Origin of the sequence: Kitasatospora sp. NPDC048194, assembly GCF_043202455.1 — a bacterium.
GTDB lineage: Bacteria > Actinomycetota > Actinomycetes > Streptomycetales > Streptomycetaceae > Kitasatospora.
In genome coordinates, this window is sequence record NZ_JBIDAK010000007.1 from 75,223 (window position 1) to 101,773 (window position 26,551).

General features: G+C 71.6%; 25 protein-coding genes (1 of these 25 cut by a window edge). 10 read left to right on the plus strand and 15 right to left on the minus strand.

Features of this window, described 5'->3' with window-relative positions; genetic code table 11:
• Nucleotides 1-491: the end of a methyltransferase domain-containing protein gene (locus ACGF07_RS11795; protein WP_392897524.1), read on the plus strand. It extends 1,039 nt beyond the left edge of the window; the window shows 491 of its 1,530 coding nt (coding positions 1,040-1,530); its start codon lies beyond the left edge, outside the window; its stop codon occupies nucleotides 489-491.
• Here ACGF07_RS11795 and ACGF07_RS11800 read toward each other — a convergent pair.
• Nucleotides 436-771: a hypothetical protein gene (locus tag ACGF07_RS11800; protein WP_350747864.1), complete on the minus strand. Its 336-nt coding sequence runs from the start codon at nucleotides 769-771 to the stop codon at nucleotides 436-438. The genes ACGF07_RS11795 and ACGF07_RS11800 overlap by 56 nt on opposite strands.
• Before the next feature lie 72 nt (nucleotides 772-843).
• Between ACGF07_RS11800 and ACGF07_RS11805 the strand changes: the two genes are divergently transcribed.
• Nucleotides 844-1,485 carry a DUF2461 domain-containing protein gene (locus ACGF07_RS11805; RefSeq protein ID WP_350747867.1) on the plus strand — a complete coding sequence of 214 codons (642 nt, stop codon included), beginning with the start codon at nucleotides 844-846 and terminating at the stop codon, nucleotides 1,483-1,485.
• Nucleotides 1,486-1,632: 147 nt separating this feature from the next.
• Here ACGF07_RS11805 and ACGF07_RS11810 read toward each other — a convergent pair whose 3' ends face one another.
• A complete protein-coding gene (locus ACGF07_RS11810) occupies nucleotides 1,633-2,580 on the minus strand; it encodes a heme o synthase (RefSeq protein WP_350747870.1) in 948 nt (315 codons plus the stop codon).
• A 476-nt stretch (nucleotides 2,581-3,056) separates the two neighbouring features.
• Here ACGF07_RS11810 and tkt point away from each other — a divergent pair, with 476 nt between their 5' ends.
• From tkt to pgl, 5 genes are all read left to right on the plus strand, one after another.
• The gene (tkt, locus tag ACGF07_RS11815; protein ID WP_350747873.1) at nucleotides 3,057-5,156 is read left to right on the plus strand and encodes a transketolase; all 2,100 of its coding nucleotides are present in this window, start codon (nucleotides 3,057-3,059) and stop codon (nucleotides 5,154-5,156) included.
• 85 nt (nucleotides 5,157-5,241) lie between these two features.
• The gene (gene tal / locus ACGF07_RS11820; RefSeq protein WP_392897528.1) at nucleotides 5,242-6,384 is read left to right on the plus strand and encodes a transaldolase; all 1,143 of its coding nucleotides are present in this window, start codon (nucleotides 5,242-5,244) and stop codon (nucleotides 6,382-6,384) included.
• 64 nt (nucleotides 6,385-6,448) lie between these two features.
• The gene (zwf, locus tag ACGF07_RS11825) at nucleotides 6,449-8,005 is read left to right on the plus strand and encodes a glucose-6-phosphate dehydrogenase (RefSeq protein WP_350747879.1); all 1,557 of its coding nucleotides are present in this window, start codon (nucleotides 6,449-6,451) and stop codon (nucleotides 8,003-8,005) included.
• Nucleotides 8,002-9,078, plus strand: a complete 1,077-nt coding sequence (gene opcA / locus ACGF07_RS11830; protein ID WP_350747882.1) for a glucose-6-phosphate dehydrogenase assembly protein OpcA — start codon at nucleotides 8,002-8,004, stop codon at nucleotides 9,076-9,078. Before zwf ends, opcA begins: the two co-directional genes overlap by 4 nt.
• Nucleotides 9,075-9,863: a 6-phosphogluconolactonase gene (gene pgl, locus ACGF07_RS11835; RefSeq protein ID WP_392897530.1), complete on the plus strand. Its 789-nt coding sequence runs from the start codon at nucleotides 9,075-9,077 to the stop codon at nucleotides 9,861-9,863. The genes opcA and pgl overlap by 4 nt, the downstream gene beginning before the upstream one ends.
• A gap of 162 nt (nucleotides 9,864-10,025) precedes the next feature.
• Here pgl and ACGF07_RS11840 read toward each other — a convergent pair whose 3' ends face one another.
• The 11 genes from ACGF07_RS11840 to uvrA form a co-directional block, all read right to left on the minus strand.
• Nucleotides 10,026-10,313: an RNA polymerase-binding protein RbpA gene (locus ACGF07_RS11840; RefSeq protein ID WP_392897762.1), complete on the minus strand. Its 288-nt coding sequence runs from the start codon at nucleotides 10,311-10,313 to the stop codon at nucleotides 10,026-10,028.
• 205 nt (nucleotides 10,314-10,518) lie between these two features.
• Entirely contained in the window at nucleotides 10,519-10,755 is a 237-nt protein-coding gene (gene secG, locus ACGF07_RS11845; protein WP_350577332.1) for a preprotein translocase subunit SecG, read from the minus strand.
• Between the two features lie 87 nt (nucleotides 10,756-10,842).
• Entirely contained in the window at nucleotides 10,843-11,628 is a 786-nt protein-coding gene (gene tpiA, locus ACGF07_RS11850; RefSeq protein ID WP_350747542.1) for a triose-phosphate isomerase, read from the minus strand.
• A 5-nt stretch (nucleotides 11,629-11,633) separates the two neighbouring features.
• On the minus strand, nucleotides 11,634-12,836 hold the full coding sequence (locus ACGF07_RS11855) for a phosphoglycerate kinase (RefSeq protein ID WP_392897533.1): 1,203 nt from the start codon (nucleotides 12,834-12,836) through the stop codon (nucleotides 11,634-11,636).
• Between the two features lie 152 nt (nucleotides 12,837-12,988).
• Nucleotides 12,989-13,996 (minus strand): type I glyceraldehyde-3-phosphate dehydrogenase, encoded by a 1,008-nt coding sequence (gap, locus tag ACGF07_RS11860; RefSeq protein ID WP_350747548.1) that lies wholly within the window; start codon nucleotides 13,994-13,996, stop codon nucleotides 12,989-12,991.
• Between the two features lie 295 nt (nucleotides 13,997-14,291).
• Entirely contained in the window at nucleotides 14,292-15,272 is a 981-nt protein-coding gene (gene whiA, locus ACGF07_RS11865) for a DNA-binding protein WhiA (protein WP_350747551.1), read from the minus strand.
• Nucleotides 15,263-16,348, minus strand: a complete 1,086-nt coding sequence (gene yvcK, locus ACGF07_RS11870) for a uridine diphosphate-N-acetylglucosamine-binding protein YvcK (protein ID WP_392897764.1) — start codon at nucleotides 16,346-16,348, stop codon at nucleotides 15,263-15,265. Before yvcK ends, whiA begins: the two co-directional genes overlap by 10 nt.
• 64 nt (nucleotides 16,349-16,412) lie before the next feature.
• Nucleotides 16,413-17,297 (minus strand): RNase adapter RapZ, encoded by an 885-nt coding sequence (rapZ, locus tag ACGF07_RS11875; RefSeq protein WP_270143324.1) that lies wholly within the window; start codon nucleotides 17,295-17,297, stop codon nucleotides 16,413-16,415.
• Nucleotides 17,298-17,415: 118 nt separating this feature from the next.
• Nucleotides 17,416-19,464 carry an excinuclease ABC subunit UvrC gene (uvrC, locus tag ACGF07_RS11880; protein WP_392897536.1) on the minus strand — a complete coding sequence of 683 codons (2,049 nt, stop codon included), beginning with the start codon at nucleotides 19,462-19,464 and terminating at the stop codon, nucleotides 17,416-17,418.
• A gap of 141 nt (nucleotides 19,465-19,605) precedes the next feature.
• Entirely contained in the window at nucleotides 19,606-20,049 is a 444-nt protein-coding gene (locus ACGF07_RS11885; RefSeq protein ID WP_392897538.1) for a Rieske (2Fe-2S) protein, read from the minus strand.
• A 124-nt stretch (nucleotides 20,050-20,173) separates the two neighbouring features.
• Nucleotides 20,174-23,083: an excinuclease ABC subunit UvrA gene (gene uvrA, locus ACGF07_RS11890; RefSeq protein ID WP_392897540.1), complete on the minus strand. Its 2,910-nt coding sequence runs from the start codon at nucleotides 23,081-23,083 to the stop codon at nucleotides 20,174-20,176.
• 267 nt (nucleotides 23,084-23,350) lie between these two features.
• On the opposite strand from uvrA, the gene ACGF07_RS11895 reads away from it, so the two are divergent.
• Together ACGF07_RS11895 and ACGF07_RS11900 are read left to right on the plus strand one after the other, a co-directional pair.
• Nucleotides 23,351-24,085, plus strand: a complete 735-nt coding sequence (locus tag ACGF07_RS11895; RefSeq protein ID WP_392897542.1) for a maleylpyruvate isomerase family mycothiol-dependent enzyme — start codon at nucleotides 23,351-23,353, stop codon at nucleotides 24,083-24,085.
• Between the two features lie 48 nt (nucleotides 24,086-24,133).
• Nucleotides 24,134-24,787 (plus strand): MBL fold metallo-hydrolase, encoded by a 654-nt coding sequence (locus tag ACGF07_RS11900; RefSeq protein ID WP_392897544.1) that lies wholly within the window; start codon nucleotides 24,134-24,136, stop codon nucleotides 24,785-24,787.
• A 260-nt stretch (nucleotides 24,788-25,047) separates the two neighbouring features.
• On the opposite strand, the gene ACGF07_RS11905 is transcribed toward ACGF07_RS11900, so the two are convergent.
• On the minus strand, nucleotides 25,048-25,311 hold the full coding sequence (locus ACGF07_RS11905) for a hypothetical protein (protein ID WP_392897546.1): 264 nt from the start codon (nucleotides 25,309-25,311) through the stop codon (nucleotides 25,048-25,050).
• Between the two features lie 103 nt (nucleotides 25,312-25,414).
• Here ACGF07_RS11905 and ACGF07_RS11910 point away from each other — a divergent pair, with 103 nt between their 5' ends.
• Nucleotides 25,415-26,170, plus strand: a complete 756-nt coding sequence (locus ACGF07_RS11910; RefSeq protein ID WP_392897548.1) for a GntR family transcriptional regulator — start codon at nucleotides 25,415-25,417, stop codon at nucleotides 26,168-26,170.
• 45 nt (nucleotides 26,171-26,215) lie between these two features.
• Here ACGF07_RS11910 and ACGF07_RS11915 read toward each other — a convergent pair whose 3' ends face one another.
• Nucleotides 26,216-26,458, minus strand: a complete 243-nt coding sequence (locus tag ACGF07_RS11915; RefSeq protein ID WP_392897550.1) for a transcriptional regulator — start codon at nucleotides 26,456-26,458, stop codon at nucleotides 26,216-26,218.
• Nucleotides 26,459-26,551: the final 93 nt, after the last annotated feature.

Here is a 26,551-nt window from a genome sequence, read left to right on the forward strand (position 1 = left end):
GGGCGGGGGGGGGGGGGGGGGGGGGGGGGGGGGGGGCGGGGGGGGGGCGGGGGGGGGGGGGGGGGGGGGGGGGGGGGGGGGGGGCGCCCCGCCGCCCCCCCCCCCCGGCTCTGGGTCGCGACCACCGATGCCCGTTCCTGGGCGGCCGTCGACCGGGACGACGGCCGCCCCGAGCGCTTCACCGTCTGGCAGTACGGCCCGCGCCGGCTCTGGGACGAGATCGAGGCCGCCCATCAGTGGTGGGCGGAGCACGACCGCCCGGCGCCGGAGCGCTTCGGCCTCACCGTCACCGCGGACAGCCAGTGGGCCTGGCTGGACCGGCCCACCCAGCCCGTTCGAGCCCTCGACCACGAGGGGCTGGCTCCTTGAGCGCACGACATCGGCCCGGCTCCCCCGAACGGGGGAGCCGGGCCGTCGCCGTTCACGCGGGTGCGGTCAGCCGCCGAGCTGGATGCCGGCCATCCGCTTCCACTCGTACTGGCCGGTCTTGACCTTGAGGCCCAGCTCGCCCTCGAAGTCGTCGTGCAGGGTCAGCCCGGCCAGCTCCGCGGCCCGGCGGCCGACGGCGTAGCTGGGGGCCACCTGGTCGCCCCAGGCGCCGTCCGCGCCGACCACGACGATGCGCGTGGCCACGGCGCCCACGTACTCGACGACCGCGTCGGCGCTGCCGCCGTGCTGCTGGGCGAAGCTGGTCAGGTGCTTGGCGATGCGCTTGGCGCGGCGCTCGGTACGGGCGTCCGGCGCGGCGGCGGTGGCGGTCTCTGCGCTCATGCCCGCATGCTACCCACCGGTAGACGCCCTGGCGACGGGAGCACCCTGTGCACCGGGACACATACTCGGAACATGACGTTCAAAGGCTGGCCGGCCGAGGCCCTCGACTTCTACGAGCACCTGGAGGCCGACAACTCGAAGTCCTTCTGGCAGGCCCACAAGGACCAGTACGAGCAGGCCGTCCGCGCGCCCATGGAGCTGCTGCTGGCCGAGCTGGAGCCGGAGTTCGGGCCGGGGAAGATCTTCCGCCCGAACCGCGACATCCGGTTCAGCGCCGACAAGTCCCCGTACAAGACCCACATCGGCGCGCACCTGGAGAGCGGCGGCTACATCCAGCTCTCCGCCGACGGGCTGGCCTGCGGGAACGGCATGTACCAGCTCGCCCCGGACCAGCTGGAGCGCTACCGCGCCGCCGTCGCCGAGGACGTCACCGGTGCCGAGCTGGAGCGGGTGATCGCGCGGGTCGAGCAGGCCGGGCCGCGGGTGCACGGCCGGGACTCGCTCAAGTCCACCCCGCGCGGCTTCCCCAAGGACCATCCGAGGATCGGGCTGCTCCGCCACAAGGGCCTGGTGGCCTGGCAGGAGTGGGCGCCCGCGAAGTGGCTCGGCACCAGGGCGGCCCGCACCCGGATCACCGGCTTCCTGCGCGCCTCCCAGCCGCTGCGGGACTGGCTGGACGATCACGTCGGTCCGTCGGAGCTGCCCGCCCGCTGAGACGGTTCGAGAACTCGAAACCGGCCCTCGGACGCCAACGAGCTCCGGTCCACCGGACGCGAAGGAGCCCCGGCCCCCGGCCCCCGGACGCGAAGGAGCCCTGGTCCACCGGACCGGGGCTCCCTGCGTCAGCCGTTGCGTCAACCGCTACTTGACGAACGGGTCGATCGCGCACACCACGAACAGCAGCGACAGGTAGGTGATCGACCAGTGGAACAGCCGCATCTCCTTCAGCTTCGCGCCCACGACACCGGCCTTCGCCCGCCCGTACAGCGCGTGCGCCTCGCGCAGCCACGCCGCGCCCAGGACCACCGCGGCGACGGGGTACAGCCAGCTCATGTGCCCGAGCGGCCACACCGCCAGCGAGGTCGCCACCATCACCCAGGAGTAGGCGACGACCTGCTTGCCGACCGCCACGTTGCCCTTGATCACCGGCAGCATCGGCACGCCCGCGCGCAGGTAGTCGTCGCGCACCTTCATCGACAGCACCCAGGTGTGCGGCGGCGTCCAGAAGAACACCACCAGGAAGAGCGCCACCGCCGCCCAGGACACCGAGTTCGTGACCGAGGACCAGCCGACCAGCACCGGCATGCAGCCGGCGATGCCGCCCCAGACGATGTTCTGGGAGGTGCGCCGCTTGAGGCCCAGCGTGTAGACGAACACGTAGAACAGCAGGGCTCCGAGCGCCAGCCCGGCGGAGAGCCAGTTGACGCCGAAGCCCAGCAGCAGCGTCGACACGACCGCCAGTACGACGCCGAACACCAGCGCCTCGCGCGGCGACACCATCCCGGTGACGATCGGCCGCCGCTCGGTGCGGGACATCAGCGCGTCGATGTCCCGGTCGATGTACATGTTGAGGGCGTTGGCGCCGCCCGCGGACAGGAAACCGCCGACCACGACCTTCAGCACCAGCAGCATGTCCGGAACACCCTGCTGCGCCAGGAACATCACCGGCACGGTGCTCATCAGCAGCAGCTCGATGATCCGAGGCTTGGTCAGTGCGACGAAGGCGCCGACACGGGCCCCGATGGGCCGGTGCGCAGGAGTCGCCCCGGTGACCCCGGCGGGACGGGTTTCGACGGCGGTCACTAACACCCCAACTGAAGATGAATCCTCGCAGGCGGCCACAGGAACGATGGGTCCCGAATCGTCCGCTCTGCGCGTACCACGCCACCATAGACGCTCCATATATCCCATCCGGCTCCGGGGTCCCCCGGCGAGGCGGATCGCACACCCCTGAGTGAACCGGCTGAGTGAACCGGCTGGGTGATGCCACGAACCGCTTCCGGCGTGTCCGCGCGACCCGCCCCGGCCGCCCGAGCGGCGCGGCCCGGCAAATCGGGAGAGGCTGGGACAAAATCAGTCAGAACGCCCTAGTGGGAATCACCATGCGGAAATCCCGGTTGTCTCGGCACGGAGGGTGAGCCCCGGGCCGGACGGTAGGCTCGCACGTAGAAGCGGGATCTACCCTCCGTGACCGGCACCATCCTCAGTCGGGACCACAGCGCCGTGGCCGACCCGGTCCCCATTCACGGGGTCACTCTTCACAATGGAAGGAGCCCTGAGACAGGGTGAGCACTGCGCCGACGAACGCATTCGAGTGGACCGAACTGGACGAGCGCACGGTTGACACGGCGCGCGTCCTGGCCATGGACGCTGTCCAGAAGGTCGGCAACGGACACCCGGGGACGGCCATGTCGCTGGCCCCCGCGGCGTACCTGATCTTCCAGCGCTTCCTGCGCCACGACCCGACCGACCCGGCCTGGGCCGGCCGGGACCGCTTCGTCCTCTCCCCCGGGCACACCAGCCTGACGCTCTACACCCAGCTCTACTTCTCCGGCTACGGTCTGGAACTGGACGACCTCAAGGCCTTCCGCGTGGCCGGCAGCCGCACCCCCGGCCACCCGGAGCACGGCCACACCGCCGGTGTCGAGACCACCACCGGTCCGCTCGGCCAGGGCATCGCCAACGCGGTCGGCATGGCGATGGCCGCCCGCTACGAGCGCGGCCTGTTCGACCCGGACGCCCCGGCCGGCGAGTCCCCCTTCGACCACACCATCTGGGCCATCGTCTCCGACGGCGACCTGGAGGAGGGCATCTCCGCCGAGGCCTCCTCGCTGGCCGGCCACCAGAAGCTGGGCAACCTGGTCGCCCTGTACGACGACAACCACATCTCGATCGAGGGCGACACCGACACCGCCTTCTCCGAAGACGTCCTCAAGCGCTACGAGGCCTACGGCTGGCACGTCCAGCGGGTCGCCCCGAAGGCCAACGGCGACATCGACGTCGAGGCCCTCGCCCAGGCGCTGGCCGCCGCGAAGGCCGAGACCTCCCGCCCGTCGATGATCGCGATGCGCACGATCATCGCCTGGCCGGCCCCGGACGCCCAGAACACCGCCAAGGCGCACGGCTCCGCGCTCGGCGCCGCCGAGATCGCCGCCACCAAGAAGGTCCTGGGCTTCGACCCGGAGAAGACCTTCGAGGTCAGCGAGCCGGTCATCGAGCACGCCCGCAAGGTCATCAAGCGCGGCAAGGCCGCCCGCGACCAGTGGGAGAAGTCCTTCGCCGCCTGGCGCGCCGCCAACCCGCAGCGTTCCGCCGAGTTCGACCGCATCCAGGCCGGCGAGCTGCCCGAGGGCTGGAAGAAGGCCGTCCCGTCCTTCCCGGCCGGCAAGGACGTCGCCACCCGCAAGGCCTCCGGCGAGACCCTCAAGGCGCTCGGCGCGGTGATCCCGGAGCTGTGGGGCGGCTCGGCCGACCTCGCCGAGTCCAACCTCACCACCATCGACGAGGACAGCTCCTTCCTCCCCGAGGGCAACCCGCTGAAGTCCGCCAGCCCGTACGGCCGGACGATCCACTTCGGCATCCGCGAGCACGCCATGGGCTCGACCATGAACGGCATCGCGCTGCACGGGCGGACCCGCGTCTACGGCGGCACCTTCCTGGTCTTCGCCGACTACATGCGCCCGGCGGTGCGCCTGGCCGCGCTGATGAAGCTGCCGGTCACCTACGTCTGGACGCACGACTCGATCGGCCTCGGCGAGGACGGCCCGACCCACCAGCCGGTCGAGCACCTGGCCGCGCTGCGCGCCATCCCGGGTCTGGCCATGGTCCGCCCGGCGGACGCCAACGAGACCGCCGTCGCCTGGCGCACGATCATCGAGCGCCAGACCACCCACCCGGGCCCGGTCGGCCTGGCGCTCACCCGCCAGAACGTCCCGACCTTCGACCGCGAGGTCTTCGCCTCCGCCGAGGGCACCGCGAAGGGCGGCTACATCCTGGCCGAGGCCTCCAACGGCGACCCCCAGCTGATCCTGATGGGCACCGGCTCCGAGGTACAGCTGGCCGTCCAGGCCCGCGAGGTCCTGGAGGCCGAGGGCATCGCCACCCGCGTGGTCTCCCTCCCGTCCTTCGAGTGGTTCCAGGAGCAGGACCAGGCCTACCGCGACAGCGTGCTGCCGCCGTCCGTCAAGGCCCGCGTCTCGGTCGAGGCCGGGATCGCCCAGGGCTGGCGCGAGCTGGTCGGCGACCACGGCCGGATCGTCTCGCTGGAGCACTTCGGCGCCTCCGCCGACTACAAGGTGCTCTTCGAGGAGTTCGGTCTGACCGCCGAGCGGGTGGTCGCCGAGGCGCACAACACCCTGCGCGCCCTCGAAGCCGTCAACCGCTGATTCCGCTCCGGCCGCGTACCTCGCCCGCACGCGGGTACGCGGCCCCTCTGACTACCCCACGAAGCAGAAGAAGGACTGAAGCACCATGACTGACGCACTGAAGCGCCTCAGCGACGAAGGCGTTGCGATCTGGCTGGACGACCTCAGCCGCAAGCGGCTGAACTCCGGCAACCTGGCCGAGCTGGTGCAGAACAAGCACGTGGTGGGTGTCACCACCAACCCGACCATCTTCCAGAAGGCCATCGCCGGCAGCGGCGACACCTCCTACGACGGCCAGCTGCGCGACCTCGCGGTCCGCAAGGTCACCACCGAGGAGGCGGTCCGCATGATCACCACCTCCGACGTGCGCGACGCCGCCGACGTGCTGCGCCCGGTCTACGACGCCTCCAACGGCCGCGACGGCCGGGTCTCCATCGAGGTCGACCCGCGCCTGGCGCACGCGACCGCCCCGACCGTGGCCGAGGCCAAGCAGCTGTGGTGGCTGGTCGACCGCCCGAACGTCTTCATCAAGATCCCCGCCACCGAGGCCGGCCTGCCCGCCATCAGCGAGGTCATCGGCCTGGGCATCAGCGTCAACGTCACGCTGATCTTCTCGCTGGACCGCTACAAGGCCGTCATGGACGCCTACCTGACCGGTCTGGAGGCCGCCAAGGCCAAGGGCCTGGACCTCTCCCAGATCGAGTCGGTCGCCTCCTTCTTCGTGTCCCGCGTGGACACCGAGATCGACAAGCGCCTGGACAAGGTCGGCGGCGACGCCAAGAACCTGCGCTCCAAGGCCGCCCTGGCCAACGCCCGCCTCGCCTACCAGGCGTACGAGGAGGTCTTCGGCAGCGTCGACGGCAAGACCGACGGCAACGCCCGCTGGAAGGCCCTGGAGGCCGCCGGCGCCAAGCCGCAGCGCCCGCTCTGGGCGTCCACCGGCGTCAAGGACCCGGCCCTGCCGGACACCCTGTACGTCACCGAGCTGGTCGCCCCCGGCACCGTGAACACGATGCCCGAGGCCACCCTGGACGCCACCGGCGACCACGGCGTCGTCACCGGCAACACCATCGTCCCCAACTACGCCGACGCCAAGGCCGTCCTGGACGCCGTCGCGGCCGCGGGCGTGGACTACGACGACGTGGTCAAGGTCCTGGAGGACGAGGGCGTGCAGAAGTTCGAGCAGTCCTGGCAGGAGCTGCTCGACACCGTCACCGCCTCGCTGGCCTCCTTCGCCACCGAGAAGTGACCCCTGCTCACACAGCCAGCGCACGAAAGCGGAGCACACCGAAGTGAGCAACGATTTTCCTGAGTTGACGTCAGACTCGGACGCGGACGACCTCCCGGCCACCCCCGTCAACCCGCTTCGTGACCCCTCCGACCGGCGGCTCCCGCGCATCGCGGGGCCGTCCGGCCTGGTCATCTTCGGGGTCACCGGCGATCTGTCCCGCAAGAAGCTGATGCCGGCCATCTACGACCTCGCGAACCGGGGTCTGCTGCCGCCGGGCTTCTCGCTCGTCGGCTTCGCCCGCCGCGAGTGGGACGACGAGGACTTCGCCAAGGAGGTCCACGACGCCGTCCGGGACCACGCCCGCACCCCGTTCCGGGAGGAGGTCTGGCAGCAGCTCGCCAAGGGCATGCGCTTCGTCCACGGCACCTTCGACGACGACGACGCCTTCGACAAGCTCCGCCAGACCATCGAGGAACTGGACAAGGCCCAGGGCACCGGCGGCAACTTCGCCTTCTACCTGTCCGTCCCGCCGAAGTTCTTCCCGACCGTCGTCCAGCAGCTCAAGAAGCACGGCCTGGCCGACCCTCCGCAGGGCTCGTGGCGCCGCGCCGTCATCGAGAAGCCCTTCGGCCACGACCTGGAGAGCGCCCAGGAGCTCAACAAGGTCGTCCACGAGGTCTTCCCCCGTGACGAGGTCTTCCGGATCGACCACTACCTGGGCAAGGAGACGGTCCAGAACATCCTGGCGCTGCGCTTCGCCAACCAGATGTTCGAGCCGATCTGGAACCGCTCGTACGTCGACCACGTGCAGATCACCATGGCCGAGGACATCGGCATCGGCGGCCGGGCCGGCTACTACGACGGCATCGGTTCCGCCCGGGACGTCATCCAGAACCACCTGCTCCAGCTGATGGCGCTCACCGCCATCGAGGAGCCGGCGTCCTTCCACCCCAAGGCACTGGTCGCCGAGAAGCTCAAGGTGCTCAGCGCCGTCAAGCTCCCGGCCGACCTGGGCCGGCACACCGTGCGCGGCCAGTACGCGGCGGGCTGGCAGGGCGGCGAGGAGGTCGTCGGCTACCTGGACGAGGACGGCATCGACCCCGAGTCCAAGACCGACACCTACGCGGCCATCAAGCTGGAGATCAACAACCGCCGCTGGGCGGGCGTCCCGTTCTACCTGCGCACCGGCAAGCGGCTGGGCCGCCGGGTCACCGAGATCGCGGTGGTCTTCCAGCGCGCCCCGTACCTGCCGTTCGACTCCTACGCGACCGAGGAGCTGGGGCAGAACGCCCTGGTCATCCGGGTCCAGCCGGACGAGGGCGTGACGGTGCGGTTCGGTTCCAAGGTGCCGGGCACCTCCTTCGAGGTCCGGGACGTCACGATGGACTTCGCCTACGGCGAGTCCTTCACCGAGTCCAGCCCGGAGGCGTACGAGCGGCTCATCCTCGACGTGCTGCTCGGCGACGCCAACCTGTTCCCGCGCCACCAGGAGGTCGAGCTCTCCTGGCAGATCCTCGACCCGATCGAGAAGTACTGGGACGCCCACGGCAAGCCTGCCCAGTACGCGGCGGGCACCTGGGGCCCCGCGGAGGCGGACGAGATGCTCGCACGAGACGGCAGGAGCTGGCGCCGGCCATGAAGATCGACCTCACCAACACCACCTCCAGCAAGATCAACGCGGCGCTGATGGAGGCCCGCCGGGCCAGCGGCTCCACCGCTGCCGGCATGGTGCTCACCCTGGTGATCGTGACCGACGAGGGCAGCGCCTACGACGCCCTCAAGGCCGCCAACGAGGCCTCCCGCGAGCACCCGATGCGCACCCTCGCGGTGATCAAGCGCGCCGGGCGCTCGCCCCGGGCCCGTGCCGAGACCCGTCTGGACGCCGAGGTCCTGGTCGGCACGGACGCCGGCTCCGGCGAAACGGTCATCCTGCGCATGCACGGCGAACTCGCCTCGCACGCCCAGTCCGTGGTCCTGCCGCTGCTGCTGCCGGACGCGCCGACCGTCGTCTGGTGGCCGGAGAACGCTCCGCTGCACCCGGCGCAGGACCCGCTGGGCGCGCTCGCCCAGCGCCGGATCACCGACGCGGTCACCGCCGAGTCCCCGGTCGACCAGCTCGCGCAGCGGGCCGAGAGCTACACCCCGGGCGACACCGACCTGGCCTGGACCCGGCTCACCGGCTGGCGCTCCATGCTCGCCGCCGCGCTGGACCAGCGGCCGTCCCGGATCCTCTCCGCGGTGGTCGAGGGCGAGTCCTACAACCCCAGCGTCGAACTGCTCGGCCTGTGGCTGCTCAACCGGCTGCACGTGCCGGTCGAGCGGACGGTCACGGCCGGCCCGGGCATCACGGCGGTGCACCTGCGCACCAAGGACGGGGACATCACCCTGGACCGCCCGGACGGCCTGATGGGCACGCTCTCGATGCCCGGTTCGCCGGACCGCCAGGTGGCGCTCAAGCGGCGCGAGACCTCGGAGCTGATCGCCGAGGAACTGCGCCGCCTCGACCCGGACGACATCTACTCGACGGCCGTGCGCACGCCCGTCGAGCGGCTGCGCGAGCCGTCCGAGGCCGAGACGGCGGCCGCCGAGCAGATCGCCCAGGCGGTCGAGGCCGCGGTGGCCGAGCCGGACGGGGCGCCGGCCGACGCGGAGAAGAAGCCCGCCGCCCGGAAGACCGCGGCCAAGCGCTCCACCTCCAAGGACGGCGCATGACCAACGCGACCCCGCAGCTGGTCGTCCACCGCGACAAGGAGCTGATGGCCCAGGCGGCCGCGGCCCGGCTGATCACCCGGATCGTGGACGCCCAGGCCGCCCGCGGCACCGCCTCGGTGGTGCTGACCGGCGGCCGCAACGGCAACGCCCTGCTGGCCGCGATCGCCGCCTCCCCGGCGCGCGACGCGGTCGACTGGGGCCGGCTGGACCTCTGGTGGGGCGACGAGCGCTTCGTGCCCGCCGCCGACCCGGACCGCAACGCCGTCCAGGCCCGCGCCGAGCTGCTGGACTCCGTCCCGCTCGACCCGGCGCGGGTGCACGAGATGCCCGCCTCGGACGGCGCGGACGGCTCGGACCTGGAGACCGCGGCCGCCCGCTACGCCGAGGAACTGGCCCGGGCCGCCGGGCCGGGCGAGCGCAGCGGTGTCCCGGCCTTCGACGTGCTGCTGCTCGGCGTCGGCCCGGACACCCACGTCGCCTCGCTGTTCCCCGAGCACCCGGGCGTGCGGGAGACCGAGCTGACGGTGGTCGGCGTGCGCGGGGCCCCCAAGCCCCCGCCGACCCGGATCTCGCTCACCCTCCCGGCGATCCGGGCGGCCCGGGAGGTCTGGCTGCTGGCCGCGGGCGAGGACAAGGCGGGCGCGGTCGCGCTGGCCCTGTCCGGCCCCGGCGAGCTCCAGGCGCCCGCCTCCGGCGCGTACGGCCGCAGCCGCACCCTGTGGCTGCTGGACCGCGCCGCCGCGGAGCGGATTCCGCCGCAGCTCTACCCGCCGGCCTCCGCGTGAGGGCCGCGAGCACCCCTGGGCGCGAGCACCCGTAGGCGCGAGGACCCGTAGAAATAGGCAGGGGCGCCACCGTCACTCGACGGTGGCGCCCCTTCTCGTCGCTGTCCTCGGCGTCCGGCCCGACTCCAAGGCGCTTCCGGCCGCCCCGGTCGGGCTTCCGCGTCAGATCTCGCCGCGCAACTTGGCCAGCGCCTCGGCGAGGATCGCCTCGCCGTCGGCGTCGGTGCGCCGCTCGCGGACGTAGGCGAGGTGGGTCTTGTACGGCTCGTTGCGCGAGGGCGCCGGCGGGTTGTCCTCGTCCTGCCCGGCCGGGAAGCCGCAGCGCGGGCAGTCCCAGGTGTCCGGGATCACGGCGTCGGCGGCGAAGCTGGGCCGGGTCTCGTGCTTGTTGGCACACCAGAAGGAGATCCGGTTGCGCGGGGCGGACTCGCCGCGCTCCGCCTCCCCCATCGGGCCGGCCCCGACCCTGCTGCCACGGATGGCGTTGCCACTTGCCACGGTCTGACTCCCTGCGTGCTGGTGCGCCGACCCGCCGCGGTGCGCGTCGGTGGCGAAAGTCGTCCTAGTGTAAGCAGGAGTTAAGGATCGGCCACCATCGCCTCCGCCCCCGACCGTCCCAGGATAGGCGCTCGGGCGACGGGGCGTCAGGGTTGCGTCAGCTCTGGTACTTGAGGACCAGGCCCAGCACGATGATGCAGGCGAACCAGCCGAGGCCGACCACGATGGTGATGCGGTCCAGGTTGCGCTCGGCCACCGCCGAGCCCCCACCGGTCGACATCGCGCCACCGCCGAACATGTCCGACAGGCCGCCGCCCTTCCCCTTGTGCAGCAGCACCAGCAGGATCATCAGCAGACTGAAGATGATCAGGGCAATCGAGAACCCGAGAACCACGACGGGACCAACTCTCTCGTATCTTCGGCGAAGGGGCCGGGCCGCGTACGGCGGTCCGGCCCCAAAGCCTACGTTGCTGCGGCGGCGTTAGCCTACTGCCTGCTCACGGTAGCGCACGATCTTGACGAACTCGTCGGCGTCCAGCGAGGCACCGCCGATCAGGCCGCCGTCGATGTCGGGCTTGGCCATCAGGCCGGCCGCGCTCGACGACTTCACCGAACCGCCGTACAGCACGCGGACCTTGTCGGCCAGCTCGGCGTCGTACAGCTCGGCGATCCGCCGGCGGATGGCCGCGCAGACCTCCTGGGCGTCCTCCGGGGTGGCCACCTCGCCGGTGCCGATCGCCCAGACCGGCTCGTACGCGACCACGATCGACTCGGCCTGGGCCGCCGGGACGCCCTCCAGGGCGCCGTCCAGCTGGGCCAGGGTGTACTCGACGTGGGTGCCGGCCTTGCGGACGTCCAGCGGCTCGCCGATGCACAGGATCGGGGTGACCCCGGCCCGGTAGGCGGCCTTCACCTTGGCGTTGACGATCTCCTCGTTCTCGCCGTGGTACTGGCGGCGCTCCGAGTGGCCGATCACCACGTAGCTGCACTGCAGCTTGGCCAGCATCGGGCCGGAGACCTCGCCGGTGTAGGCGCCGCCGTCGTGCTGCGAGATGTCCTGCGCGCCGTACTTGATCTTCAGCTTGTCGCCGAAGACCAGGGTCTGCACCGACCGCAGGTCGGTGAACGGCACCAGGACGGCGACCTCGACGGCCTCGTAGTCCTTGTCGGCCAGCGCGAAGGCCAGCTTCTGGGTGTGCTGGATGGCCTCGAGGTGGTTGAGGTTCATCTTCCAGTTGCCCGCCATCAGCGGGAGACGCTCGGTCATGTGTTTCAGTCCTCCAGAGCGGCGAGACCGGGGAGGGTCTTGCCCTCCAGGTACTCGAGGCTCGCGCCGCCGCCGGTCGAGATGTGCCCGAACTTCTTCTCGTCGAAGCCCAGGATGCGGACGGCCGCGGCGGAGTCGCCGCCGCCGACCACGGTGAACGCGCCGCTGTCGACCAGGGCCTGCGCGACGGCCTTGGTGCCGTTGGCGTAGTCCGGGTGCTCGAAGACGCCCATCGGGCCGTTCCAGAACACGGTGCCCGCGTCGGCCAGCTTCGCCGCGTACAGCTCGCGGGTCTTCGGGCCGATGTCCAGGCCCTCCTGGTCGGCCGGGATCGCGTCGACGGCGACGGTGTCGGGGTTCGCCGGGGTCTTGCCCTTGAGGTCCGGGAACTCGGAGGACACCAGGACGTCCACCGGCAGGACGAACTCGACCCCGCGCTGCTCGGCCTCGGCCAGGTAGCCCAGGACGGTCGGGATCTGGTCCTCCTGCAGCAGCGAGATGCCGACCTCGTGGCCCTTGGCCTTGAGGAAGGTGTACGCCATGCCGCCGCCGATCAGGATCCGGTCGGCCTTCTTCAGCAGGTTGTCGATCACGCCGAGCTTGTCGGAGACCTTGGCCCCGCCCAGCACGACGACGTACGGACGCGCGACGTCCTCGGTGAGCTTCTTCAGCACGCCGACCTCGGTGGCGATCAGGTCGCCGGCCGCGTGCGGCAGCAGCTTCGGCAGGTCGTACACCGAGGCGTGCTTGCGGTGCACGGCGCCGAAGCCGTCACCGACGTAGAGGTCGGCCAGGGCGGCCAGCTGCTCGGCGAACGCCGTGCGCTCGGCGTCGTCCTTGCTGGTCTCACCGGCGTTGAAGCGCAGGTTCTCCAGCAGCGCGACCTCGCCGTCGGCGAGCGCGGCCACGGTGGCGGCGGCGCTCTCGCCCACGGTGTCGGTCGCGAAGGCGACGTCCTTGCCGAGGATCTCGCCCAGGCGCTTGGCCGCGGGGGCGAGCGAGTACTGCGGGTCCGGCGCGCCCTTGGGACGGCCGAGGTGGGAGGCGACGACGACCCTGGCCCCGCGCTCGACGAGCTTGGCGATGGTCGGCGCGACGGCGCGGATCCGGCCGTCGTCGGTGATCGTCTCGCCGTCCAGCGGAACGTTCAGGTCGGCACGCACGAAGACGCGCTTGCCGGCGACGTCCAGGTCTTCGATGGTCTTCACTGGTTCTTCGGTCTCCTGGGGAGAGGGTTGATGCGCAGAGGCGGCACGGCGCAGGGGCCGCCTGAGGAGTCCAGGTACGCAGAGCGAGGGCCCGGTCGGCTCCGTTTCGCCGTCCGGGCCCTCGCCCCTACCTCACGTCAGCTCCCACCGTGTCAGAGCTGCCCACCGACGAGGGTGACCAGGTCGACGACGCGGTTCGAGTAGCCCCACTCGTTGTCGTACCAGCCGAGCACCTTGACCTGGTTGCCCTGGACCATGGTCAGGCTGGAGTCGAAGATGCAGGAGGCCGGGTCGTTGACGATGTCCGAGGAGACGATCGGGTCCTCGGTGTAGGCCAGGATGCCCTTGAGCGGGCCCTCCTGCGCGGCCTTCTGGAAGGCCGCGTTGACCTCGTCCTTGGTGACCTCGCGCTCCAGGGTGACGACCAGGTCGGTGATGGAGCCGGTCGGGACGGGGACGCGCAGCGAGGTGCCGTCCAGCTTGCCCTTCAGCTCCGGCAGGACCAGGGCGGTCGCCTTGGCGGCGCCGGTGGAGGTCGGGATGATGTTCTGCGACGCGGCGCGGGCGCGGCGCAGGTCCTTGTGCGGGAAGTCCAGGGTCACCTGGTCGTTGGTGAACGCGTGGACGGTGGTCATCAGGCCCTTGACGATGCCGAAGCTCTCGTTCAGCACCTTGGCCATCGGCGCCACGCAGTTGGTGGTGCAGGAGGCGTTGGAGATGACGTGGTGGTTGGCGGCGTCGTACTTGTCGTCGTTGACACCCAGGACGATGGTGACGTCCTCGTCGGTGGCGGGCGCCGAGATGATGACCTTCTTGGCGCCGGCGGTGAGGTGCTTCTTCGCGGCCTCGGCCTTGGTGAAGATGCCGGTGGACTCGACGACGATGTCGGCGCCCAGCTCGGCCCACGGCAGGTTGGCGGGGTCACGCTCGGCGGTCACCTTGAAGGTGTGGCCGTCGACGGTGATGCTGTCCTCGGTGTGCGAGACCTCGCCCGGGAAGGTGCCCAGGGTGGTGTCGTACTTCAGCAGGTGAGCCAGGGTCTTCGTGTCGGTGAGGTCGTTGACACCGACGATCTCGATGTCCGCGCCCTGGGCCTTGACCGCGCGGAAGAAGTTGCGGCCGATGCGGCCGAAGCCGTTGATGCCTACCCGGATCGTCACGAACCGATCTCCTCGTTAGGTACGCCGGCGCGAGGCCGACGGGGGTGAGATTTGGGAAGTCCCCGACCGCCTACGACCCTACCCCTCCGGACGCTGGGAGGGCACATCGCGCCACCTCCTGAGACGTGGCGTGGCGTGCCGCAAACCCGATTTCAGGCCGTCCCGCCTTGGGCCGGAGGGCACTTGGCCTCCGGGGCAGTGGTCTCTACCAATCCCGCCGTCGGGCCCGGCCCGGGAACGCCGGCGGCCGGCACCCCCACCCGGGCGCCGGCCGCATCGCGATCACGCAGCGTGTTCAGTTCATCGCCATCTCGTCGGTCAGGTTGGCCTCGGTGCTCGGCAGGCCCAGCTCGGCGGCGCGCTTGTCGGCCATCGCCAGCAGGCGGCGGATCCGGCCGGCCACCGCGTCCTTGGTCAGCGGCGGGTCGGCGAGCGCGCCCAGCTCCTCCAGCGAGGCCTGCTTGTGCTGCATCCGCAGCTGGCCGGCCGCGGCCAGGTGCTCCGGCACCTCGTCGCCGAGGATCTCCAGCGCGCGGGCGACCCGGGCGCCGGCCGCCACCGCGGCCCGGGCCGAGCGGCGCAGGTTGGCGTCGTCGAAGTTGGCCAGGCGGTTGGCGGTGGCCCGGACCTCGCGCCGCATCCGGCGCTCCTCCCAGGCGAGCACCGACTCGTGCGCTCCCAGCCGGGTCAGCAGCGCGCCGATCGCGTCGCCGTCGCGGATCACCACCCGGTCCACCCCGCGCACCTCGCGGGCCTTGGCCGGGATGCCGAGCCGGCGGGCCGCACCGACCAGGGCGAGCGCCGCCTCGGAGCCGGGGCAGGTGATCTCCAGCGAGGAGGAACGGCCCGGCTCGGTGAGCGAGCCGTGCGCCAGGAACGCCCCGCGCCAGGCGGCCTCGGCGTCGCAGGTGGCCCCGGAGACGACCGCCGGGGGCAGGCCGCGGATCGGGCGCCCGCGCCCGTCCACCAGCCCCGTCTGGCGCGCGAGCAGCTCGCCGTCCTTGACGACCCGCACGACGAAGCGGCTGCCGCGCCGCAGCCCGCCGGGGGCCATCACCACGAGGTCGGAGGAGTGCCCGAAGATCTCCAGGAGGTCCTTGCGCAGCCGCCGTGCCGCCGACCCGGTGTCCAGCTCCGCCTCGATCACGATGCGGCCGCTCACGATGTGCAGTCCGCCCGCGAACCGCAGGATCGCCGACACCTCAGCCTTGCGACAGCAGGCCCGGGTGACCGGGAGCCGGCTGATCTCGTCCTTCACCGCTGGAGTCATCGCCATGGCCCGATCCTTCCATGTGTCCGGAAAATCCGGTCGTACGCGGCCGCCAACAGCTCCGGGTCGTGTCGCGGGGTGCCGTCGGTGCGGGCCACCGCACCGAGCACCAGAGCGGCGCCCATCCGTTCGGCGGCCTTCTCCAGACCGGCCAGGTCCGCCTGTCCGAAGGCGCCGCCGGTGACGGCGCGCTCGTCCACCAGGATCGCATCCACGGCGAGCTCCGGAGCGTGGTCGGCGATGACCTCCAGGTGACGCTGCGGGGTGAAGCCCTCGGTCTCGCCGGGCTGCGGGGCGAGGTTGAGGGTGAGCAGCCGGCGCGCACGGGTCTCGACCAGCGCCTTCGCCAGCTCGGGCACCAGGAGGTGCGGCAGCACGCTGGTGAACCACGAGCCGGGTCCGAGCACCACCCAGTCCGCCTCGCGCACCGCCGTGACCGCCTCCGGGACGGCCGGCGGCTCGTCCGGCAGCAGCCGGATCGACTGCACGGTGCCGGGCGTGGCGGCCACGTTGGCCTGACCGCGGACGGCGGACACCTCGCCGGGGCGCGCCGGGTCGTGGCCGCGCACGCTGGCCTCGATGTCGAGCGGCACCGCGGACATCGGCAGCACCCGGCCCTGGACGTTCAGCAGCCGGCCGACCCAGTCCAGTGCCGCCACCGGGTCGCCGAGCTTCTCCCACAGGGCCACGATCAGCAGGTTGCCGACCGCGTGGCCGCCCAGCTCGCCGTTGCCGGTGAAGCGCTGCTGGATCACCTCCGACCAGGTGCGGCCCCAGTCGTCGTCCCCGCACAGCGCGGCCAGCGCCTTGCGCAGGTCCCCGGGCGGCAGCACGCCCAGCTCCTCGCGCAGCCGTCCGCTGGAGCCGCCGTCGTCGGCGACGGTGACCACGGCGGTGAGGTCGCTGGTGAGCCGGCGCAGCGCGGACAGCGAGGCGGACAGGCCCTGGCCGCCGCCGAGCGCGGTGATCCGGGGTGCCGGATTGGCCCGGGCGGGACTGCTGCGCGGACGGCCCGGCAGCGGGCTGCCCGCCCGTTCGCCGGACCTGCTCTGCGGCTGCCGCCCGGGCACGTATCCCGCCACACTCACCTCGCGTTCCTCGGCCCCGCCACCCGGCTCCGCCGGGGGGCCGGCAGCCAGGCGGCGGTTACTCCCGTCCCATGTCACGGTGGACGAGCACCGTCTCGACTCCGTCGGCGATGAGACGCTTGGTCAGACGCTCGGACATGGCGACGCTCCGGTGCTTGCCACCGGTGCAGCCTACGGCAAGCGTCATGTAGCGCTTCCCCTCGCGGCGGTAGCCCTCGGTAACGATCCGGAGCAGCTCGGCATAGCCGTTCAGGAACTCGTTGGCGCCGGGCTGCTGGAAGACGTAGTCGGCGACGTCCGCGTCGGTGCCGGTACGGGCCCGCAGCTCGGGCACCCAGTGCGGGTTGGGCAGGAAGCGGCAGTCCACCACGAGGTCGGCGTCGACCGGCAGGCCGTACTTGAAGCCGAAGGACATCACGGTGGCGCGCAGCTCGGGCTCGTCGTGGTCGGCGAACTGGGCGTCCAGCTTGGCGCGCAGCTGGTGCACGTTGAGGTTCGAGGTGTCGATCACCAGATCGGCCTCGCCGCGCAGGTCGCGCAGCAGGTCCCGCTCCTGGGCGATGCCGTCCACGATCCGGCCGTCGGCCTGCAGCGGGTGCGGGCGGCGCACGCTCTCGAAGCGACGGACCAGCGCCTCGTCGGAGGAGTCCAGGAACACCACCCGGAGGCGGACGCCGCGCTTCTCCAGCTCGTCCAGCGAGGTGAGCAGGTCGTCGAAGAACTGGCGGCCGCGGACGTCCACGACCACGCCGATCCGGGCGACGTTGCCCTGGGAGCGGGCGCCCAGGTCGACCATGGTGGGGATCAGGGCCGGGGGCAGGTTGTCCACCACGAACCAGCCGAGGTCCTCCAGGCACTTCGCGGCGGTGGAGCGGCCGGCTCCGGACATGCCGGAGATGATCACCAGCTCCGGCGCGTTCTCGGCCACGTCTGACACGGTCACTTCGGTTCCCCGCTCTCGGTCTTTCTGCTGGGGAGAACGCGCAGGGCACGGCCGCCCTTCCCCGCCGCGGACAGGCGGGCGGGGTCGGGGCGCGCCGGCGGACGGGCGGCGTCGGCCGTCATGGCGTCTCCTGGGATGGTGCGGTCTGGGGTGCTGCGGCCACCGGCTCGGCGGCCTGGTCGGCTCCGTCCTCGATGATCTCGCCGGTAGCGGTGTTGACCGCGGGTGCGGCGGGTGTACGGGAGGACAACGCCGCCGCAACAGTCTCCGCGGTGCGGCGTCCGATGCCGGGAACCGCGCAGAGTTCGTCGACGGTGGCGGCCCGGAGCTTCTTCAGCGAGCCGAAGTGCTTGAGCAGCGCCTGGCGGCGAGTCTCGCCGAGGCCCGGGACGGAGTCCAGCTCCCCGGCGGTGAGTCGCTTGGAACGCTTGTTGCGCTGGTAGCCGATCGCGAACCGGTGGGCCTCGTCCCGGATCCGCTGGAGCAGGTAGAGGCCCTCGCTCGAGCGCGGCAGCACGACCGGGTCGTCCTCGCCGGGCAGCCAGACCTCCTCCAGCCGCTTGGCCAGGCCGCACAGCGCGACGTCGTCGACGCCGAGTTCGTCCAGGGCGCGCTTGGCCGCGGCGACCTGCGGCTGACCGCCGTCGACCACCAGCAGCTGCGGCGGGTAGGCGAAGCGCTTGGGACGGCCCTCCTCATCGCGGGCGCCGGCGGCCGGCTCGGGAGCGCCGGGCTCGTCCTCCTCGGGGACGGCCCACTCGCCGGTCTGCTCGCGCTCCTGGAGGTAGCGGCGGAAGCGGCGGCTGATCACCTCGTGCATCGAGCGGACGTCGTCCTGGCCCTCGAAGCCCTTGATCTGGAAGCGCCGGTACTCGCTCTTGCGGGCCAGGCCGTCCTCGAAGACGACCATGGAGGCGACCACGTCCTCGCCCTGGAGGTGGGAGACGTCGTAGCACTCGATGCGCAGCGGGACGGAGTCCAGCTCCAGCGCGTCGGCGATCTCCTGGAGGGCGCGGCTGCGGGTGGTCAGGTCGGAGGCCCGCTTGGTCTTGTGCAGGGCCAGCGCCTGCTGGGCGTTGCGCTGCACGGTGGCCATCAGGTCCTTCTTGTCGCCGCGCTGCGGGATGCGCAGGTCGACCTGGCTGCCGCGCAGGCCGCTGAGCCACTCCCTTATCGGGCCCGCGGGTTCGGGCACGGCCGGGACCAGCACCTCGCGCGGGACGGACTCGCTGCCGCCGCCGTAGAGCTGCTGGAGGGCGTGCTCGACCAGGCCGGCGGTGTCCACGTCCTCGACCTTGTCGGTGACCCAGCCGCGCTGGCCGCGCACCCGGCCGCCGCGGACGTGGAAGATCTGCACGGCCGCTTCCAGTTCGTCCTCGGCGAGGGCGAGCAGGTCGGCGTCGGTGGCGTCGGCGAGCACGATGGCGTTCTTCTCCATCGCGCGCTTGAGGGCGCCGATGTCGTCGCGCAGCCGGGCCGCCCGCTCGTACTCCAGGTCGGCGGCGGCCTCCTGCATCTGCTCTTCCAGCCGGCGCAGGTGGTTGCCGGTGCGCCCGGCCATGAAGTCGCAGAACTCCTCGGCCAGCGCCCGGTGTTCGTCCGCCGTCACCTTGCCGACGCAGGGCGCGGCGCACTTGTCGATGTAGCCCAGCAGGCAGGGCCGGCCGACCTGCCGGGCGCGCTTGAACACGCCGTTGGAGCAGGTGCGGACGGGAAAGACGCGCAGCAGCAGGTCGACCGTCTCGCGGATCGCCCAGGCGTGCCCGTACGGGCCGAAGTAGCGCACGCCCTTGCGGTGCGCCCCGCGCATCACCTGGACCCTCGGGTACTCCTCGTTGAGGGTGACGGCGAGTTCCGGATAGCTCTTGTCGTCGCGGTACTTGACGTTGAACCGGGGGTCGAACTCCTTGATCCAGGAGTACTCCAGCTGGAGCGCCTCGACCTCGGTGGCGACGACGGTCCACTCCACCGAGGCGGCGGTGGTGACCATGGTCGCGGTGCGCGGGTGCAGGCCGGCCAGGTCCTGGAAGTAGGACGACAGGCGCGGCCGCAGGCTCTTGGCCTTGCCGACGTAGATGACCCGGCCGTGGGCGTCACGGAACTTGTAGACGCCCGGGGAGGTCGGGATCGCGCCCGGCGCCGGGCGGTAGGTGCTCGGGTCAGCCATGGGTCCACCGTACCGATTGCGGTCGCGGCCGCGGGGACGGGATCGAAGGGGCCGCGGTCGAAGGGGAGGCGGTCGAGGGGGAGGCGGTCGAAGGGGACGGGATCGAGGGGGCCGGGATCGAGGGGAAGGCGCTCAACTGCGTCAGCTCGGGGTGACCTTGAGGTTCCCGCCCTCGACCGTGACGGTGTAGGCGGGCAGCGGGGTGGGGGCCGGGCCGTCCTGCACCGCGCCGTCGGCGATGCCGAACCGGCTGCCGTGGCAGGGGCACTGGATCTGGGCGTTCTTGACCTGGTCCACGACGCAGCCGGCGTGGGTGCACTTGGCGCTGAAGGCCTTGTACTGCCCGGCGGTCGGCTGGGTGACCACGATCTTCTGCTCCCGGAAGACCGTGCCGCCGCCCTCCGGGACGGCCGAGGCCGGGCCGAGGTCCACCGGGCCCTTGGCGGTGCTGCCGGAACCGGACGAGCCGGAGGAGGAGCTGCACCCGGTGACGGCCACCGCGCCGCCGGCCGCCAGGACGGCGGCGGCCCCGCAGAGCAGGGTGCGGCGGGAGGTGGCGGGGCTGGTCTCGGGGGCCTCGGACATCGGTGCGCTCCTGGCGGGTTCGGCTGCGGGCGGACCCACGGCTGGTGGGCCGACGGAAGTCTATGCGGCACGCGCCCCGCCGCTCCCGGCGTGGGAGCGGCGGGGCGGCGGGGCGCGGTGCGGACTACTTCTTCGCGGCGGCCCGCTTGCGCGGCGCCTTCTTGGCGGGGGCGGCGACCGGGGCGTCCGCGAAGTCGCCCGGCAGGATGTCCCGCAGGAACTTGCCGGTGTGGCTCTCCGCGACGGCCGCGATCTGCTCCGGGGTGCCCTCGGCGACCACCGTGCCGCCGCCGGAGCCGCCCTCGGGGCCCATGTCGACGACCCAGTCGGCGGTCTTGATCACATCGAGGTTGTGCTCGATGACGATCACGGTGTTCCCCTTGTCGACCAGCCCGCTGAGCACCTTGATCAGCTTGCTGATGTCCTCGAAGTGCAGACCGGTGGTGGGCTCGTCCAGCACGTAGACCGTCCGCCCGGTGGAGCGCTTCTGCAGCTCCGAGGCGAGCTTGACGCGCTGCGCCTCGCCGCCGGAGAGCGTCGGCGCGGACTGCCCGAGCCGGACGTAGCCGAGGCCGACGTCGTTGAGCGTCCTGAGGTGGCGGGCGATCGCCGGGACGGCCTCGAAGAAGGACAGGGCCTCCTCGATCGGCATGTCCAGCACCTCGGCGATGGACTTGCCCTTGTAGTGGACCTCCAGCGTCTCCCGGTTGTACCGGGCGCCGTGGCAGACCTCGCATGGCACGTAGACGTCCGGCAGGAAGTTCATCTCGATCTTGATGGTGCCGTCGCCGGTGCAGTTCTCGCAGCGGCCGCCCTTGACGTTGAAGGAGAACCGGCCGGGCAGGTAGCCGCGGACCTTGGCCTCCTGCGTCTCCGCGAAGAGCCGGCGGACGTGGTCGAACACCCCGGTGTAGGTGGCCGGGTTGGACCGCGGGGTGCGGCCGATCGGCGACTGGTCGACGTGGACCACCTTGTCCACCAGGTCGGTGCCGGTGATCCGGGTGTGCCGGCCCGGCACGCTGCGGGCGCCGTTCAGCTCCCGGGCGAGGTGGGTGTAGAGGATGTCGTTGACCAGCGTCGACTTGCCGGAGCCGGATACGCCGGTGATCGCGGTCAGGGTGCCGAGCGGGAAGCCGACCGTGACGTCCTTGAGGTTGTGCTCCCGGGCGCCGTGGACGGTCAGCTGGCGCTTCCTGTCCCGGTCGCGCCGGGCGGCCGGGATCGGGATGGACCGCTTGCCGGAGAGGTACTGCCCGGTCAGCGACTCCTTGTTGCCGAGCAGCTGCTTCAGCGAACCGGAGTGCACCACCTTGCCGCCGTGCTCGCCGGCGCCCGGTCCGATGTCCACCACCCAGTCCGCGGTCTTGATGGTGTCCTCGTCGTGCTCGACCACGATCAGGGTGTTGCCGATGTCGCGCAGCCGCACCAGCGTCTCGATCAGCCGGTGGTTGTCCCGCTGGTGCAGGCCGATGGACGGCTCGTCCAGCACGTACAGCACGCCGACCAGGCCGGAGCCGATCTGGGTGGCCAGCCGGATGCGCTGGGCCTCGCCGCCGGACAGGGTGCCGGCCGCGCGGTCCAGCGAGAGGTAGTCCAGGCCGACGTCGACCAGGAAGCGCAGCCGCTCGTTGACCTCCTTGAGGACCCGCTCGGCGATCTGCTTGTCCCGGTCGTTCAGCTTCATCGCGCCCAGGAACTCGGCGCAGTCGCTGATCGACATCGAGGAGACGTCGGCGATCGACCTGCCCTCGACGGTGACCGCGAGGACCACCGGCTTGAGCCTGGTCCCCTGGCACGTCGGGCAGGGCACCTCGCGCATGTAGCCCTCGAAGCGCTCGCGGCTGCTGTCGCTCTCCGCCTCGGTGTGCCGGCGCTGGATGAACGGCACCGCGCCCTCGAAACCGGTGCTGTAGGAGCGCTCGCGACCGAAGCGGTTGCGGTAGCGGACCTGCACCTGGTGCTTGTGCCCGTACATCAGCGCCTTCTTGGCGCGGGCGGGCAGCCCGGCCCAGGGGATGTCGGTGCGGAAGCCGAGCTCGTCCGCGAGCGCGTCGATCAGGCGCTGGAAGTACTCCTTGGCGTGCCCGGCCGACCAGGGGTGGATCGCGCCCTCGTCCAGCGAGCGCTCCGGGTCCGGCACGACCAGCTCCGGGTCGACCTCCATCCGGTTGCCCAGGCCCGAGCAGTCCGGGCAGGCGCCGAACGGCGAGTTGAAGGAGAACGAGCGCGGCTCGAGCTCCTCGAACGACACGTCGTCGTACGGGCAGTAGAGGTGCTCGGAGTACATCCGCTCGCGCTCCGGATCGCCCTCCGGGAGGTCGACGAAGTCGAGCACCACCATGCCACCGGACAGCCGCAGGGCCGTCTCCACCGAGTCGGTGAGCCGCCGCTTGGCGCTCTCCTTGACGGTCAGGCGGTCGATGACCACCTCGACGGTGTGCTTCTCCTGCTTCTTCAGCTTCGGCGGCTCGGCGAGCTGGATCGTCTCGCCGTCCACCCGGGCCCGGGAGTAGCCCTTGGACTGGAGGTCGGCGAAGAGGTCGACGAACTCGCCCTTGCGCTCGCGCACCACGGGGCTGAGCACCTGGAAACGGGTGCCCTCGGCGAGCTCCAGAACCTTGTCCACGATCGCCTGCGGCGACTGCTTGGCGATCGGGCGCCCGCAGTGCGGGCAGTGCGGCTTGCCGATCCGGGCGAACAGCAGGCGCAGGTAGTCGTAGACCTCGGTGATGGTGCCGACGGTCGAGCGGGGGTTGCGGTTGGTGGACTTCTGGTCGATCGAGACGGCCGGGGAGAGGCCTTCGATGAAGTCGACGTCGGGCTTGTCCATCTGCCCGAGGAACTGGCGTGCGTAGGACGACAGCGACTCGACGTAGCGGCGCTGGCCCTCGGCGAAGATCGTGTCGAAGGCGAGCGAGGACTTGCCGGAGCCGGAGAGGCCCGTGAAGACGATGAGGGAGTCGCGGGGCAGGTCGAGCGAGACGTTCTTGAGGTTGTGCTCGCGAGCACCGCGGACGATGAGGCGGTCGGCCACTGCTTCTGGCGCCTTTCTCCGGGGCGAGAGGGCTTGCGGTGTGAGGTGTTCTTCTTCCAGGATGCGGCAGCCAGCCTATAGCTCAGACGTTCGAATATCGACTTCGTCCAGCGGAGTCCACCCGAACGAGTGAGAGCGCCACCCGGACCGTCCGCACTCGGACCGAAAAAGGCCCTGCTCAGAGCGGGGGTTCGGCGATAGCGTCACCTGGTCAACGAGCGGAGCCCGCTCCGGGCAACGCACCGCCCCGCACAGAAGGCAGATTCGATGACCGACCCGCACTCCGCCGCCGCTCTAGCCGCCGAGCACCTCGACCTCGTCGAGGCCGGCACCCGGCGCCTGCTGGACACCGTCTCCGAACTGAAGCCGGACGCCGTCGCCGAGCCCTCCGCGCTCCCCGGCTGGACCCGCGGTCACGTGCTGGCCCACGTCTCCCGCAACGCCGACTCCCTGGTCAACCTGCTCACCGGCGCCCGCACCGGCACCGACATCCCCCAGTACCCCAGCGAGCAGGCCCGCGACCAGGGCATCGAGGACGGCGCCGGCCGCCCCCTGGACGCCCAGCTCGCCGACCTGCGCGAGTCCCACCAGCGCTTCGCCGCGGCCGCCGCCGCAATGGCCCCCGAGCACTGGGCGGCCGAGGTGCACCACCGCTCCGGCGCCGTCTTCCCGGCCTGCGAACTCCCCTGGAAGCGCCTCGGCGAGCTCGAGTACCACCTGGTCGACCTCGACGCCGGCCACACCCCGGCCGACTGGCCGGAGGAGTTCGCCGTCACCGAGTTCCGCCGGCTCGCCCGCCGACTGCACGGCACCGGGCTGCCCGCCGTCGAGCTCGTCGCCGAGGACACCGGGGACCGCGGCCTGATCGGCACCGGCGAACCCGCCCTGACCGTCCAAGGGCCCGTCCGCGCCCTGCTCGCCTGGCTCTCCGGCCGCTCCGACGGCGCGGACCTGCGCCGCACCCCCGACGCCGCGCTCCCCCAGCTTCCCCCCATGGGCTGACGGCGCGAGGATGATCCTGAACCCTGCAGTCGATCGAGGAGCGGACGGATGACGTACCACGGAGCGGTCACGGTCGGCGGGCCGCCGGACGTGCGGGAACTGGCCCATCTGATCATCACCAAGGTGGCCGTCGGCCCGTACGACAACAACGCGTACCTGCTGCGCTGCCGCGCCACCGACGAGCAGCTGCTGATCGACGCGGCCGCCGACGCCCCGGTGCTGCTGGAGACCGTCGGCGACGACCTGGAGACGGTCGTCACCACCCACCGGCACCACGACCACTGGGGCGCACTGGCCGAGGTGGTCGCCACCACCGGAGCCCGCACCGCCGCCGGCGAGCACGACGCCGAGGGCATCGACGTCCCCACCGAACTGCTGCTCGCGGACGGCGCCAAGCTGCGGGTCGGCGACGTCGAGCTGACCGTCCGCCACCTCGTCGGCCACACCCCGGGCGCGATCGTGCTCATCTACGACGACCCCCAGGGCCACCCCCACGTCTTCACCGGCGACTGCCTCTTCCCGGGCGGCGTCGGCAACACCTGGGGCGACCCGGAGGCCTTCAGGACCCTCTTCCGGGACGTCAAGGAGAAGATCTTCGACGCCCTCCCCGACGAGGCCTGGGTCTACCCCGGCCACGGCAACGACACCACCCTCGGCGCCGAACGCCCCCACCTGGACGAGTGGCGCGAGCGCGGCTGGTGAGGAAGTCCGGGTCGGTCGGCCCCAGCCGGAGCCGACCGACCCGGATCACTGCTCGCCTCCCGAAAGATGGCAGGCACAGGCACAACCCGCCACCATGCACAGGCACACCAAAGCGACGGCCCCGGACACCTCGCGGACCCCGCCAGGGCAGGCCCAGTGCGCGTCCAGCTGACATTCGGCGCTGATGTAGCGCCCGCCTTTGCCAACGTCGAAGCGGATCACGATGCCGGCGAGCGAGTCCGACCGGCGAGCGGCGGCAGTCACGACCAGGCCCCCAGGTCGATCATGTGGAAGTCCTCCAGCTCCACCCAGACGATGACCTCGCCCGTGGCATCGGTCGAGCCCCACTCGCAGCCCGACCGGAGGATGTCGAGCACCTCGGTCCACTGCGTGGACGACGTGTCGGCCGGCGCGGTCGTCGACAGCCGGACGCGGCCCGCTTTCCCTTTGGCGATTCGCACGGGAGCCCCGGCCGCCTGACAGAGAGACGCCTTGAACAGGCTCGTGCGCATGCTGATCTGCACCGACGTTCCCCTTATCGGCATGGTGAAACCGTATCGATAGAGTAGCTCCACGAGCGTTACGGTGTCTGCCACAACGCACCATTCGGAGCGAGGAGGCCGAGGCGTGAGCGACACACCCTCTTACCTGCACGTCGCGGACGCCCTGCGCCGCCACATCGGCTCCCGGCGGCTTCAGCCAGGCGATCGACTGCCGTCCATCAGTGCGCTTCAGCGCGAGCACAACGTCTCGACCGGCGTGGTCCAGCGGGCCTACGCCGTGCTGATCGAGGAAGGGCTCGTGCTCGCCCGCCCGGGCGCTGGTTACTACGTCAAGTCCCAGGAGTCACCAGCGTTTCTGGTGCGGCGCCAGCGCGTGGCGCCCGGCGACGGCTCCCCTACCGAGGCCACCCTCGCCCGGCAGGGCGTGGTCGGCACCTGGCGGCACGAGTCGCAGCCTCGCGCCGCCGACGCCCGGATCGCAGCCCGGCTGGAGATCCAGCCCGGCGACCCGGTCATGCACACCAGCTACGTCTACCTGGCTGACGGCGATCCGGCTCAACTCGCCGATAGTTGGGAGCCCATGGCGATCACCGGTGGAAGTCTGATCGTCCTGCCCGAGGCCGGTCCGCATGCCGGCATCGGCGTCGCCGACCGCATGGCCCTCATCGGGATCGAGGTCGGCGTGCCGGTCGAACGGGTCTCGGCGCGTCAGGCCAGCCGTTCCGAGGCCCAGGCGCTCGGCGTCGCACCCGCCGTGCCCGTGATGGCGATCGAGCGCACCTACTACGACCAGGCCACCGGCCGCCCGGTCGAGACTGCCGACATCGTGCTGCTCGGCTCGCGCTGGGTCGCCGAGTACGGCCGACGCCCACAGAACTGAGCGCCGCCGCCGGATCGCGATCCGGCGGCGGCGCTCCAAACTCGTTCAGGCTTGAGCTGCAGTTGCAAGCTCGCCGAAGGCCGACTCCCAGACGCTGCGGACCGCCGGACCGACCAGCGTCCGCAGGACCGGCCACTGCTCCACCAGCAAACCCGGGTCCAGGTAGCGGATGAGGTCCTCGCGCATGCCTTCGGTGAGGACGATCCGGTACAGACCCATCCGCAGCCGAGGTCGGTCGAGGTCGAAGGCTCGCAGTCCCGACCACGCGAGGTGCAGCGGTAGCTCCACCGTGCCGCTCACCGGTCCGGCCAGCGCGTCTAAGGACGCGGGGGGAGGCGTTCGGCGAGCTGTTCGTACCTGCTGTCCACCGCGGCACCGCTC

Coding starts and splice junctions, on each gene's coding strand:
- tal (WP_392897528.1), top strand. CDS start 5,242: ATGACTGACGCACTGAAGCGCCTCAGCGACGAAGGCGTTGCGATCTGG.
- tpiA (WP_350747542.1), bottom strand. CDS start 11,628: ATGACCGAGCGTCTCCCGCTGATGGCGGGCAACTGGAAGATGAACCTC.
- ACGF07_RS11885 (WP_392897538.1), bottom strand. CDS start 20,049: ATGTCCGAGGCCCCCGAGACCAGCCCCGCCACCTCCCGCCGCACCCTG.
- ACGF07_RS11895 (WP_392897542.1), top strand. CDS start 23,351: ATGACCGACCCGCACTCCGCCGCCGCTCTAGCCGCCGAGCACCTCGAC.
- ACGF07_RS11800 (WP_350747864.1), bottom strand. CDS start 771: ATGAGCGCAGAGACCGCCACCGCCGCCGCGCCGGACGCCCGTACCGAG.
- ACGF07_RS11840 (WP_392897762.1), bottom strand. CDS start 10,313: ATGGGGGAGGCGGAGCGCGGCGAGTCCGCCCCGCGCAACCGGATCTCC.
- uvrC (WP_392897536.1), bottom strand. CDS start 19,464: ATGGCTGACCCGAGCACCTACCGCCCGGCGCCGGGCGCGATCCCGACC.
- ACGF07_RS11900 (WP_392897544.1), top strand. CDS start 24,134: ATGACGTACCACGGAGCGGTCACGGTCGGCGGGCCGCCGGACGTGCGG.
- pgl (WP_392897530.1), top strand. CDS start 9,075: ATGACCAACGCGACCCCGCAGCTGGTCGTCCACCGCGACAAGGAGCTG.
- opcA (WP_350747882.1), top strand. CDS start 8,002: ATGAAGATCGACCTCACCAACACCACCTCCAGCAAGATCAACGCGGCG.
- ACGF07_RS11805 (WP_350747867.1), top strand. CDS start 844: ATGACGTTCAAAGGCTGGCCGGCCGAGGCCCTCGACTTCTACGAGCAC.
- whiA (WP_350747551.1), bottom strand. CDS start 15,272: ATGGCGATGACTCCAGCGGTGAAGGACGAGATCAGCCGGCTCCCGGTC.